The organism is Streptomyces sp. ID05-26A (assembly GCF_033794685.1).
Classification (GTDB): domain Bacteria; phylum Actinomycetota; class Actinomycetes; order Mycobacteriales; family Pseudonocardiaceae; genus Lentzea.
Window position 1 is genome coordinate 1 of record NZ_JARAYZ010000004.1, and the last position, 12,002, is coordinate 12,002.

At 68.7% G+C, this 12,002-nt stretch carries 11 protein-coding genes and 1 pseudogene; 1 reads left to right on the top strand and 11 read right to left on the bottom strand.

The window, feature by feature from the left end; genetic code table 11:
• Positions 1-207: 207 nt before the first annotated feature.
• The 5 genes from prcA to PV646_RS31195 all read right to left on the bottom strand — a co-directional run bounded on the left by prcA (position 208) and on the right by PV646_RS31195 (position 6,138).
• The gene (gene prcA, locus PV646_RS31175) at positions 208-975 is read right to left on the bottom strand and encodes a proteasome subunit alpha (RefSeq protein ID WP_500345884.1); all 768 of its coding nucleotides are present in this window, start codon (positions 973-975) and stop codon (positions 208-210) included.
• 34 nt (positions 976-1,009) lie between these two features.
• Positions 1,010-1,858 (bottom strand): proteasome subunit beta, encoded by an 849-nt coding sequence (gene prcB, locus PV646_RS31180; RefSeq protein ID WP_500345885.1) that lies wholly within the window; start codon positions 1,856-1,858, stop codon positions 1,010-1,012.
• 49 nt (positions 1,859-1,907) lie between these two features.
• Positions 1,908-2,102: a ubiquitin-like protein Pup gene (locus tag PV646_RS31185; RefSeq protein WP_030471529.1), complete on the bottom strand. Its 195-nt coding sequence runs from the start codon at positions 2,100-2,102 to the stop codon at positions 1,908-1,910.
• A gap of 79 nt (positions 2,103-2,181) precedes the next feature.
• Entirely contained in the window at positions 2,182-3,681 is a 1,500-nt protein-coding gene (gene dop, locus PV646_RS31190) for a depupylase/deamidase Dop (protein ID WP_500346503.1), read from the bottom strand.
• A 66-nt stretch (positions 3,682-3,747) separates the two neighbouring features.
• Positions 3,748-6,138 (bottom strand): FtsX-like permease family protein, encoded by a 2,391-nt coding sequence (locus tag PV646_RS31195; protein WP_500345886.1) that lies wholly within the window; start codon positions 6,136-6,138, stop codon positions 3,748-3,750.
• Between the two features lie 107 nt (positions 6,139-6,245).
• Here PV646_RS31195 and PV646_RS31200 point away from each other — a divergent pair, with 107 nt between their 5' ends.
• The gene (locus tag PV646_RS31200; RefSeq protein WP_500345887.1) at positions 6,246-6,737 is read left to right on the top strand and encodes an NUDIX hydrolase; all 492 of its coding nucleotides are present in this window, start codon (positions 6,246-6,248) and stop codon (positions 6,735-6,737) included.
• Here PV646_RS31200 and PV646_RS31205 read toward each other — a convergent pair.
• The 6 genes and pseudogenes from PV646_RS31205 to PV646_RS31230 form a co-directional block, all read right to left on the bottom strand.
• Positions 6,724-7,059 carry an antibiotic biosynthesis monooxygenase family protein gene (locus tag PV646_RS31205; RefSeq protein ID WP_500345888.1) on the bottom strand — a complete coding sequence of 112 codons (336 nt, stop codon included), beginning with the start codon at positions 7,057-7,059 and terminating at the stop codon, positions 6,724-6,726. The two genes, PV646_RS31200 and PV646_RS31205, sit on opposite strands and share 14 nt — an antisense overlap.
• A gap of 176 nt (positions 7,060-7,235) precedes the next feature.
• On the bottom strand, positions 7,236-8,114 hold the full coding sequence (locus tag PV646_RS31210) for an aldo/keto reductase (RefSeq protein ID WP_500345889.1): 879 nt from the start codon (positions 8,112-8,114) through the stop codon (positions 7,236-7,238).
• Positions 8,115-8,129: 15 nt separating this feature from the next.
• The gene (locus tag PV646_RS31215; RefSeq protein ID WP_500345890.1) at positions 8,130-9,161 is read right to left on the bottom strand and encodes a glycoside hydrolase family 5 protein; all 1,032 of its coding nucleotides are present in this window, start codon (positions 9,159-9,161) and stop codon (positions 8,130-8,132) included.
• A gap of 174 nt (positions 9,162-9,335) precedes the next feature.
• Complete coding sequence (locus PV646_RS31220; RefSeq protein WP_500345891.1) at positions 9,336-10,391, bottom strand: glycoside hydrolase family 5 protein; 1,056 nt, start codon at positions 10,389-10,391, stop codon at positions 9,336-9,338.
• A 97-nt stretch (positions 10,392-10,488) separates the two neighbouring features.
• Entirely contained in the window at positions 10,489-11,244 is a 756-nt protein-coding gene (locus PV646_RS31225; protein ID WP_500345892.1) for a hypothetical protein, read from the bottom strand.
• 41 nt (positions 11,245-11,285) lie between these two features.
• A pseudogene (locus PV646_RS31230) lies at positions 11,286-11,942 on the bottom strand (ABC transporter ATP-binding protein); the annotation flags it as partial.
• Positions 11,943-12,002 lie beyond the last annotated feature (60 nt).

A 12,002-nucleotide genomic window follows, 5' to 3' on the forward strand; every position in this document is an offset into this window, starting at 1 on the left:
CCCCTGATCAGATTGCCGGGGGTCTGGGGGCAGCGCCCCCAGGGGAAGCACGCAACAGCAACCCGCCACTCGCAAGGCGACCACCCGCAAGGTCGCGGAACGCAAGGCGACCACCCGCCAGGCCACGGAACACAACGCGACCACCAACCAAGATCACGACAAAGCAAAAGACCCCCAGCCAAAGCCAGGGGCCTCCGCAAAACCACCCTACTTCGAGTCATCCTCCGAAGCAGGCAACTCAACATCCTCAACAGCCTTCCCACCCTTGGCAGGAGCAGGCATGAGCGAATCCAATGCACCCCCGGCAATCCGCCGGAACGCCCGACGAGGCCGAGCCCTCTCCAACACAGCAACCTCCAACTTCGCAGCCGGAAGCAACTCAGCCGACCCAGCCCCCGTGGACAGTGACCCAGCAGACAAAGCCTTCACCGCAAGAGGAACAGCCTCAGCCAACGAAAGCCCGTCAGCAAAAGCCTCCTTCAACGCGGTGTTGGCAGCATCAACGGTGCCACCCATCACGATGAACTGGGGCTCGTCCACGATGGACCCGTCATAGGTCAACCGGTACAACGTGTCAGACCCAGCGACATCCCCGACCTCAGCCACCGCGATCTCCACCTCAAACGGCTTGATCTGCTCGGTGAAGTAGGTGCCCAACGTGGTCGCGTAAACGTTCGCCAACGACCGCGAGGTCACGTCCCGGGGATCGTTCTGATACCCCCGGACGTCAGCGAACCGGATCCCGGCCTGCCGAAGGTTCTCGAACTCGCTGTACCGCCCCACGGCGGCGAACCCGATGCGGTCGTAGATCTCCGAGACCTTGTGCAGCGTGCTGGACGGGTTCTCCGCGACGAACAGAATCCCGTCGGCGTACTTCAGCACGATGACGCTGCGACCCCTGGCGATGCCCTTGCGGGCGTACTCCGAGCGGTCGCGCATCACCTGCTCTGCCGATGCGTACAGCGGCATCGTCATGGGTGGTGCTCCTGACGTCGAACGTGTGGGGGACTCAGCCTGCGGGCCGGGCTCGGCGGCCTTCGACGACCGCGTCGGCGATCGTGGCGACCTGCGATTCCGGTACCTCGACGGCGCCGTCGACGCCGTTGATCGTGACCACGATCGGGTAGAGGCGGCGGACCGGGTCCGGGCCACCTGTCGCCGAGTCGTCGTCGGCCGCGTCGTACAGGGCCTCCACCACGGAGCGGATGGCGGCCTCGACGTCGGCGTCCGGGTCGTAGAGCTTCTTGAGGGCCGACTTCGCGAAGAGCGAGCCCGAGCCGACGGCCTGGTAGCCCTGCGACTCCTCGTAGCGGCCGCCGGTGACGTCGTAGGACACGATGCGGCCGGCGCGGTCCGAGTCGGTGGCCGAGGTGTCGTACCCGGCGAACAGGGGCACCACGGCGAGGCCGGCCATGGCCGCGTCGAGGTTGCCCCTGATCATCGCCGAGAGGCGGTTCGCCTTGCCGTCGAGAGACAGCGGCACGCCCTCGATCTTCTCGTAGTGGCGCAGCTCCACCGTGTACAGGCGCACGATCTCGATCGCGATGCCCGCGGTGCCCGCGATGCCGACGGCCGAGTGGTCGTCGGTGACGAAGACCTTCTTCATGTCGCGCTGCGCGATGACGTTGCCCATCGTCGCGCGCCGGTCGCCGGCGATCACGACACCACCCTTGTAGGTGGCCGCGACGATCGTCGTCCCGTGCGGGGCCTGGATGGTCCCCTCCGGGAGCTTCCGGCCACTAGGCAGCATGTCGGGTGCCTGTGCCCGCAGGAAGTCCGTGAACGACGACGAGCCCGGCGTGAGGTACGCCGAGGGCAACGCCGCGGCCGGGTAACGCCCGGTCGAGCTGTGGTCCATGTGTTGGTTGTTCTCCCGTCCCCGGAGTGGTCGGCAGGCCCCCGAAGGCCTACTGACCGCCCTTCTGCACGTATGCGCGGACGAAGTCCTCCGCGTTCTCCTCGAGCACGTCGTCGATCTCGTCGAGGATCGCGTCCACGTCCTCGCCGAGCTTCTCGCGGCGTTCCTGACCTGCTCCGGCAGCGTCGTCCGCGCCGTCGTCGCCGTCGCCACCACCCTGGCGCTGCTTCTGTTCCTGGGACATCTCGGCCTCCCACTGACTCGCCTGACAAGAACACTACCCAGCGGCACCGACAAAAACCCTGAGCCACTCGGGTAGACGATCACCCGCGAGTCAGCGCGTCCACCAGTTGCTCGGCGGTGTCCGAAGCCTCCAAAAGGGCTCCGACGTGCGCTTTCGTCCCGCGAAGCGGTTCGAGCGTCGGAATTCGCACGAGGGATTCTCGACCGAGATCAAAGATCACCGAGTCCCACGAGGCGGCCGCGACCGAGGTCGGGTAGCGCTCCAGGCACCGGCCGCGGAAGTACGCACGCGTGTCCTCGGGCGGCGTGGTGATGGCCGCGCGGACCTCTTCCTCGCTCACGAGGCGCTTCATCGAGCCGCGCGCGACGAGGCGGTTGTAGAGGCCCTTGTCCAGGCGGACGTCGGAGTACTGCAGGTCGACCAGGTTGAGCCGGGCCGCACCCCACTCCAGGCCGTCGCGCTGCCGGTAGCCCTCGAGCAGCCGCAGCTTCGCGACCCAGTCGAGCCGGTCGGCGCACTCCGCCGGGTCACGGGCGAGCGCCTCGAGCACCTCGCCCCAGATCCGCAGGACCTCGCGGTCGCCGACGCCCTCCTTCTCGACGAACGCCAGTGCGCGCTCGTGGTAGGCGAACTGCACGTCGAGGCCGGTGAACTTGCGCCCGCCGGTCATCTCGACCTTGGTCTTGAGCGTCGGGTCGTGGCTGATCTGGTGCACCGCGCGCACCGGGTCGACCATCCGCAGGTCGTCGAACCGCTGCCCGGCCTCGATCATGTCGAGGACCAGGGACGCGGTGCCGACCTTGAGGAACGTGGAGTACTCGGCCAGGTTCGCGTCGCCGATGATGACGTGCAGGCGGCGGTACTTGTCCGCGTCCGCGTGCGGCTCGTCGCGCGTGTTGATGATCCCGCGCTTGAGCGTCGTCTCGAGGCCGACCTCGACCTCGATGTAGTCGGAGCGCTGCGAGAGCTGGAAGCCGGCCTCCTCGCCGGACTGCCCGATGCCCACGCGGCCGGACCCCGTGATGACCTGGCGCGACGCGAAGAACGGCGTGAGGCCCGCGATGACGGCCGTGAACGGCGTCGACCGCTGCATCAGGTAGTTCTCGTGCGTGCCGTACGACGCGCCCTTGCCGTCGACGTTGTTCTTGTACAGCTGCAGGCGGGGCTGGCCGGGCACGGAGGCGGCCTTGATCGCGGCCTCCTCCATGATCCGCTCCCCGGCCTTGTCCCAGATCACCGCGTCGCGCGCGTTGGTGACCTCGGGTGCCGAGTACTCGGGGTGCGCGTGGTCGACGTAGAGCCGCGCGCCGTTGGTGAGGATGACGTTCGCCGCGCCCAGGTCCTCGACGTCGGAGTCGGCGGGGTGCCCACCGGGCGAGCCCAGGTCGAACCCGCGCGCGTCGCGCAGTGGTGACTCCACCTCGTAGTCCCAGCGCGCCCGCCGGGCGCGCGGTATGTCCGCCGCCGCCGCGTACGCAAGAACCACCTGTGTCGAAGTGAGCACCGGGTTCGCGGTCGCGTCGCCCGGCACTGAGATGCCGTACTCGACCTCGGTTCCCATGATCCGCCGCATACGCAACACCTTATGACCTGACCCCGACTGAAGCGTGAGGGGAGCTTCGCGGTGAAGCTCCCCTCACCCTATTCACCCGGATGCCAGTCCGGCTGCAGGCCGGATCCTCGAAGCGCCGCGAGAAGGCCCGAAAGCGGCGGCCACGGCGAGCACGACCACGATCGCCGCGCCTGTGACCAGCGGCAACACGACCTTGAGGCCGGGAAGGGTCAGCGGGACGCCGATCGAGAGAAACGCGACCTCCGCGTAGGCGAACCCGAGCGCGCCTCCACCGATGACGCCGACCAGGGCCAACATGACCGCTTCGGCGATGACCCCGCCCTGCAGCCCGCCCTGGGTGACGCCCAGGGCGCGCCGGAGCGCGAGCTCCTTGCGGCGTTCCTGCACGGAGATGGTCAGCGCGGTGCCGATACCGGTCACGGCGACCGCCACGGACAGTCCGAGGAGCACCATCATCAGCACGGTGCCCAGGTGCATGTACCGAGCGGCCTCGGCCCGTTCGTCCGCGTCGGTCCGCACGATCACGGTCGGGTTGTTCGGCAGCGCGGACTGCAGCTCGGAGCGGAACTGGGCGGGGTCGACGCCGGGCTTCAGCGCGACCAGCACCTTGTCCGCCGGTCCGGACGTGGCGCCGGCGATGATCGGCGTGTAGCCCGTGATGCTGCCCGGAACCGTGCCGACCACCTTGTACTGCTTGCCGTCGGCCTCGACGAACGGCCGGTCCTCCCAGTGCGGCGGCACGATCGCGGTGCCGGCGACGAGCTGCTCGGCGCCGGACACGTTCTGCGCCTTGAGCCAGGTCCGGAACTGGTCGGGGTCCACGCTCGCGGCGCCGTCCCCGGTCTTGTGCAGCACGACGCTCGCGGCCACGCCCGCCTGGGCCGGGATCTCCGGCAGCGGCCGGTCGCCCGCGTCCACCACGGTCGCGTCGGGGCGCTCCTCGTTGGCGTACTGGAACGTCAGCTCCTCCGCCCCGCCGAGCACGACCAGGAAGAAGGTGACCATCGAGCTGGCCAGCAGCAGCGGCAGTGCCACCGAGGCCGACCGCTGGGGCATCCGGCGCACCTCGGCACCGGCGAGCTTCCATTGGGTACCGCCGATCCGGCCGAACAGCCGCGCGATGAGCGGGACCGTAACCGGGCCGAGGATCCAGAACAGGCCGGTCACCGCGGCGATGGCGGAGAACGTGACGGCGAGCGGGGCGGCGGAGGTGCCCTTGGCGGCGATGGCCGCCATCGCGAGCAACGCGGCGCCACCAGTGAACAGAACGCCGAACACCAGCCGAAGGCGACGCACGGACCGAGGGGGAACCTCGTTCTCCGCGTCACGCAGGGCGGCCAACGGCGAGACGCGCGCGGCGTTGATCGCGGGACGGACAGCCGCCATGACGCTCAGGACCGCGGCGACGACGACTCCGAGGATCACGTACCCGAGCGACGGCAGCAGGTCGGGGCTGAGCTCCACCGCGCCGAACAACACCGAGATGCCGGTGACGTCGAACGTCCTGGCCAGCAGCCACGCCATCGGCCCGCCGAGCAACGCACCGGCGACCCCTGCCAGCGCACCCGTCACGAGAGCCTCGAACAGACTCCTGCGCACCAACGGCCCGCGCTGGGCGCCGATGCAGCGCAGCAGCGCCGTCTGCCGCTGCCGCTGCGCGTAGACCGCGCGGAACGTGGCGGCCGCGACGAACACCGCGGTGGCCAGTGCGAGCACGCTGAAAGGCAGCAGGATGAACGTCAGTTCGTTGCCGATGCTGTCGGCGTCCGGCGCCGGGTCCCACACGACGTAGGACGCGCCCGCGGCGGCCTTGACGGCGTCCCGCGCACCGCCGATCACCCAGATCTCCTTGGTGAACGGCTCCGGGTCGAGCTTCTTCGCGAGATCGGGACCGGCGACCAGGACCGGCCGCGCGTCGAGCCCGCCCTTCTTCATGACCCCGCTGACGGTCACCTCGACGGGCTTGCCGTCCGCGGCGGCGAGCTTGATCCGGTCGCCGGGCTTCAGGCCGCGCTCGTAAGCGGTGATCTTGTCGACGGCGACCTCTCCGTCGGAGGCCGGCGCCTTCCCCTCGGCCAGCGGCCAGCGCACCAGGTCCGGTTGCTGGACGTGCACCTCGGCCCGGTGCTCCCCCGCACGGCCGTTGGCGTCCAGCAGGTCCGCCTGCGCCAGCTGCACGGGCACGGCCCTGCCGACGCCGGAGAGCTTGGCCAGCAACGCGCCGTCCAGCTTGGCGCGGTCCGTCTCGGGTGTGCCGTACTCGGCCGGTTTGGTGTCCACCACGTGGCTCACCGACGACGGTGTGAGGGGCGCGCCCTCGTCGACCGACTTGGTGAGCGCGTCGCTCAGCACCAGGGCGGCCAGCAGGCAGGCCACGCCGACGACGAGCGCGACGCCGGGCAGCAGCGCGCGGCCCGGCCGGGCGCGGAACTCGGCGACGCCGAGCCGCAGGGAAGTGGACACGAATCCTCCTCGGTGACGTCTGACGTTCACGAAGGTAGGAAGGAAGGCGATCAGCGGGCGTCGGACTGGGGTAGCAAGCTCGCGTACGACCACAGGAGGACACGGGGATGATCAACCTCTACGACGAGGCCGCGAACGTCATCGGCGAGGTGACCCGCGAGCGGATGCGGGCCGAGAACCTCTGGCACGGCTGTGTCCTGACCGTGGTGTTCTCCACCGACGGCGAGCGGGTCTACGTGCACCGCCGCACCGACACCAAGGACATCTTCCCCGGCCTGTACGACTTCTCGGCGGGCGGCGTGATCGACGCGGGCGAGACCCCGGACGTGGCGGCGGTTCGCGAACTGCGCGAGGAACTCGGCGTCGAGACCCCGCTGACACCGCTCTTCCGGACCACCTACGTCGACGAGCAGACGCGCTACCACGCGTGGATCTACGAGACGCGCAGCGACGGCCCGTTCACCCACCAGCCCGAGGAGGTCGCCTGGGGCGGGTGGATGGACGCGACGGAGCTGCGCGGCAGGATCGAGGACCCGGGCTGGCCGCTCGTGCCGGACGGCCGCGCGATCGGCCGGGAGTGGCTCGCTAGGAACGCGTGAACCCGTGGCTGCGCTCCACCTTCGCGATGTGCAGGGTGTAGCTCTCGTACCAGTGGTCCCGGCCGCGTTTCTGCGCGACCTGGTGCTCGGCGTCGGTCCGCCACCGCGTGAGGGCCTCGGCGTCGCGGAAGTAGCCGACGGTGATGCCGAGCCCGCCGGGGTTCTGCGCGTGATCCATCCCGAGGTAGCCGGGGATGTCGCGCACCAGCTCCTCCATGCGCGCGTTGGTCTCGGCGTAGCCGTGCTGGTCCTGGGTCCGCACGGTCGTGAAGATCGCCGCGTAGTAGGGAGGGTCGAAAGCCGGGAGGGGTGCGTCGCTCACGGCGTCACGGTAACTAGTGGTGTGGCCCGGAACGTTGCCGGGGGAATTCGCGGTCAGACGGGCGCATCGTGGTGTCGCCCCCACGTCCTCGTACTGGTTGCACGTGGGCGTGGGGGCGGCGCCGCGAGGCGCCCTGCTGAGCGTGGATCACCTCGCCGACGTTCTGGGTCGCACCACTAGTTCCAGGTGAGGCCGGAACGGATTTTCCAGTACTGCTCGGCGGGCTCGGCCAGGTCGGGCAGGTCGACGTCGATCCGCAGCGCGTCCACATTGGATCGCAGCTGCTCCGGGCTCGCCGCACCGGACAGCACCACGTCCACGAACGGCTGCCGCAGGATCGCCGCCAGCGCGACCGCGTCCGGCCCGGTGCCCAGTGCCTTCGCCTGTGCCGCAACCGCTTGCGGCGGCTCGACGACGAGCCGTCCGTTCGCCACGCCCTCCTTGACGATCACCCGGAGCCCGGCGTCGTGCGCCTCCCGCAGGGCCTCCCCCGCCGAGGTCTCGAGCAGGTTCCAAGTGGACTGGACGGACTGGAAGATGCCGAGGTCGAGCGCCTTGCGGATGGCGTCGGTCTGGCGCGGCCCGGACGTCGAGAAGCCGAGCGGCACCCCGATCCCGGCCATCGCGTCCCGCAGCGCGCGGTCGGCGAAGAGCGGGCTGTCGGCCGTCAGCGAGTGCACCTGGTAGAGGTCGACGCGCGGCAGCAGCGCCGTGGTCTCCTGCCACTGCCGCGTGAACCGGGCGAGCGAGTGCTCCTTGACCTCGTGCACCTTTGCGTCGGGCCGCCAGTCCGCGGTGTAGGCGTAGCCCCACTTGCTGGAGATCGTCACGTCGTCGTGGCCGGGCAGCCACGACGACAGGAAGTCCTCCGACAGCCCGTACGACCGAGCCGCGTCGACCCACCGGATGCCCAGTTCGTACGCGGTGTCGAGCACGAGGTGGCACTGCGCGCGCATGGACTCCACGTCGCGCACCGCCGGCAACGCGCCCTCACGGCCGAGGTTGATGTAAGCCGGACGACCGAGGGACGCGAGACCGAGAGCGAGTTGAGCCATGCCGACAAAGGTAGGTCACCACTGGTCGGGCGCGCGCACGATGTCACGCATCCAGACTCCCGCCGGCTTCAGCTTGCTCGTGCCGCTGAACGACGTCCCCGAGCACGTGCCCTGCTTGAACACCGCGCCGGACCGCTTGTCGTCGGAGAAGTTCCAGTTCGCCCAGGAGATCTTCTTGCGGGCCATCAGGTCGACGTACTTCTGCGACATGGTGAAGTCGTTCGGGCCGTCACCGGACGCCTCCTGCGTGCCGAACTCCGTGACGAAGACGGGCACCTTGCTCGACACCTGGTCCAGGACGGCGAGGTGCGAGTCCCGGTGCTCGTTGGCGTAGAAGTGGAACGAGTACATGAAGTTCGTCGCGTTGACCTTGTTGTTCAGCACGACCGCCGGGTCCTGCTTCTCGGAGTGCCCGAACGTCGACCAGCTGTTCGTGCCGGAGATGATCAGGCTGTCCGGGTCCTCCGCGCGGATGACCGGGACCATCTGCTCCGCATAGGACTTGATCCTCGCCCACGACACGTTGTTCGGCTCGTTGGCGATGTCGTAGATGATGTTCGTCTTGTCCTTGTGCCGCTGCGCGATCTCCTTGAAGAACGTCTTCGCCTTGGCCGTGTAGACGTTCGGGTCGCCGGGGTCGAGTTGGTGCCAGTCGACCAGCACGTAGAGGCCGCGCCTGGTCGCCTCCTCGATGTAGCTGTGCATCAGGTCCGTGAACTTGCGCGGGTTCGTCTCGTACCCGCCCTCCTCCGCGGCGACGTACATCGCGACGCGGACGAAGTCGGCCTTCCAGTCGTTCTGCAGCGCGTCCCACCACTGGGACTTGTTGCAGCCGTTGAACCACTGGATGCCGTGCGTGCTCATGCCACGCAACTGGATGGCCTTGCCACTGCTGTTGCACAGCTGGACGCCGCAGACCTTGAGCTGACCGTTGACCGCCGCGGGCGAACCAGGCGGCAACGCGGCCGCGGCGGTGCTCGCCGCGAGACCGCTCAACGGGAGCACGACCGCCGCGGCGAGTGCCAGGACAGACTTCTGCCAAACCATTCGCGCATCTCCTCTAGACCATCGCGGCGGCGGTACACGCAAGTTCCCGCACGACAGGGAGATGGTCAACGAACGAAGCCCGAACTGCACCAAAGGGCAAGCGGCACAACGAAGAGCGGCGGCCCCGAAGGACCGCCGCTCGTCTGACCCGCCGGGGTCGGTCGCTCGGGGAGATCAGAAGTCGTCAGCCGTGCGGATGTGGTTGCGCACCCACTTGCCGGACTCCTTCAGCACACCCTCACCGGCGAAGTTGCTGCCGGAGCAGGTGCCGCCGTTGAACACCGCACCCGTGCGGTGGTCGTCGGAGAAGTTCCAGTTCGTCCAGGAGATCTTCGCCTCCTTCATGAACGAGATGAACTTGTTCGCCATGGTGAAGTCGTTCGGACCGTCACCGGAGGCCTCCTGCGAACCGAACTCGGTGACGAAGACCGGCACCTGGCTCGAGACCGTGCGCAACGCGTTGAGGTACGAGTCGCGGTGGTCCTTCGCGTAGAAGTGGAACGTGTACATCAGGTTCGAGGCGTTGACCTTGTTCTGGCTGACCTCGTTGATGTTGCGGCCGTCGGACAGGCCGAACGTCGACCAGCCGTGCGTGCCGACGAGCACGAGGCTGTCCGGGTCCTCCGCGCGGATCGTCGGGATGACGGCCTCCGCGTAGGTCTTGACCCGCGCCCACGTCACGCCGTTCGGCTCGTTGGCGATGTCGTAGATGATGTTCGTCTTGTCCTTGTGCCGCTGCGCGATCTCCTTGAAGAAGGTCTTGGCGCGCGCGGTGTTGTGGTTCGGGTCGCCCGGCGAGAGCTGGTGCCAGTCGACGAGCGCGTACAGACCGCGCTTCGTGGCCTCCTCGATGTAGCCGTGCACCATGTCGGTGAACTTACGAGGGTTCGACTCGTAGCCACCTTCCTGGATGTACATCGAGATGCGGAGGACGTCGGCCTTCCAGTCGTTCGCGAGCGCGTCCAGGGACGCGGTCTTCACGCACTGGGAGTACCACTGGATGCCGTGCGTGCTCATGCCGCGCAACTGGATCTGCTTGCCGTTCTTGTTGCACAGCTTGACGCCGCACACCTTGAGCTGACCGTTGACCGCCGCGGGCGAACCCGGCGGCAGCGCGGCGGCGGCGAAGGTGCCCCGGGGAGCGTCGGCGACCGAACTGCCCGCCATCACACCGGTCAACGGGAGCACGAGTGCCGCGGCGAGCGCCACCACAGACTTCTGCCAGGACATACAGCGTCTCCTCTCGGACTGCCGGCGGCGGATTTGTTAGGTAAGTTTCCTTACCGATTAAAGGTATAGATGACCATAGGTCGGCCCCCAGAGCGAGTCAAGCGTCTCGTCGCAGAAGAGTCACAGTTCCGGTACCCAGCGTCACCAGTACGTAAAGCCCCAAAACTGCAACGGCGGCCGATGGACTCAGCGGCGGGTCGTTGACAACACCCGCGACCTCCCACACCAGGTACGGCACCATCACCGCGGAAGCGTCCGTGTTCCAGGGCTCCGGCAGCATCGGCGTGACGGCGGGCAATCCCCACAGCAGGACGCCCATGATCACGACCGTGACCGCGGTCGACCGGACCGCCAGCCCGAGGCCGAGGCCGAACAGGCCCGTCACCAGGATCGACAGCACCGCCGCGCCCGCCCACGGCAGCGCGTCGCCGAGGCCCTCCCAGGGTGCGATCGGCGCGGGCCGGTCCCCCATGATCAGCCGGCTGATGCCGACGCTCAGCGCGAGCGTCACGCCGCCGACCACCACGGCCACGACGGCGGCGAGCGCGGTCTTGGCCGCCAGCAGGCGTTTGCGGTCCGGCACGGCGGTCAGCGCGGTGAGCCTCGGGTCGGAGGTCGCGATCAACGCGCCGAGCGCGGCGACGAGGAACTGGACGACCGGCGTGATCACCACGCTGAAGTCGGCCGAGGCGAACCTGGCCTGCTCGGCGGCCGGCGACGTGTCGTAGTCCCGCACCATCAGGAACGAGATCATCGCGCCGAACACGATCATCAGGCCGACGGCGGCGAGCAGCCCGTACGGCGCCCGGACGGTCCGGAGCTTCAGCCACTCCGCGGCCAGCGCGTTCTTCACAGTCCCCTCCCGGAGGTGAGTTCGAGGTAGGCGTCCTCCAGCGAACCGTTGCGGGTCAACGCCTCCATCGGCGTCTCCTTGACCAGCTGTCCTCTTGCGACGATCACGACGTGGTCGGCGGTCAGCGCCATCTCGCTCATCAGGTGGCTGGAGACGAAGACCGTCCGCCCCTCCTTCGCGAGCCCGCGCATGAGATCCCGGATCCACCGCACGCCCTCGGGGTCGAGCCCGTTGACCGGCTCGTCGAACATCAGCACCCGCGGGTCCCCCAGCAACGCCGCCGCGACGCCCAGCCGTTGCTTCATGCCGAGCGACAACGCCCTGATCCGCTTGTGCCGCACACCTCCCAGCCCGACCTGCTCCAGCAGCTCGACCGCACGTTCGTGGCTGATGCCGTTGCTGGCGGCGATCCAGCGCAGGTGGTCAAGCGCCCTGCGGCCCCGGTGCACGGCTGCGGGGTCGAGCAACGCGCCGACGTGTCGCAACGGCTGGTCCAGGTCCTGGTAGCGCTTGCCGTCGATCAGCGCCTCGCCGCTGGTGGGCCGGTCCAGGCCGAGGATCATCCGCATCGTCGTGGACTTGCCGGCCCCGTTCGGGCCGAGGAAGCCCGTCACCAGTCCGGGGTGGACGGTGAACGACAGGTCCTCGACCGCTGTCGTGTCCCCGTATCTCTTCGTCAGGTTCCGCACCTCGATCATGCCGAAGACGTTCGCGCGTCCGGGCTCGCGGCGGATCGGCCGCAGGTCCGAGTTCCGGAA

Coding starts and splice junctions, on each gene's coding strand:
- prcA (WP_500345884.1), bottom strand. CDS start 975: ATGACGATGCCGCTGTACGCATCGGCAGAGCAGGTGATGCGCGACCGC.
- prcB (WP_500345885.1), bottom strand. CDS start 1,858: ATGGACCACAGCTCGACCGGGCGTTACCCGGCCGCGGCGTTGCCCTCG.
- PV646_RS31185 (WP_030471529.1), bottom strand. CDS start 2,102: ATGTCCCAGGAACAGAAGCAGCGCCAGGGTGGTGGCGACGGCGACGAC.
- PV646_RS31200 (WP_500345887.1), top strand. CDS start 6,246: ATGATCAACCTCTACGACGAGGCCGCGAACGTCATCGGCGAGGTGACC.
- PV646_RS31210 (WP_500345889.1), bottom strand. CDS start 8,114: ATGGCTCAACTCGCTCTCGGTCTCGCGTCCCTCGGTCGTCCGGCTTAC.
- PV646_RS31215 (WP_500345890.1), bottom strand. CDS start 9,161: ATGGTTTGGCAGAAGTCTGTCCTGGCACTCGCCGCGGCGGTCGTGCTC.
- PV646_RS31220 (WP_500345891.1), bottom strand. CDS start 10,391: ATGTCCTGGCAGAAGTCTGTGGTGGCGCTCGCCGCGGCACTCGTGCTC.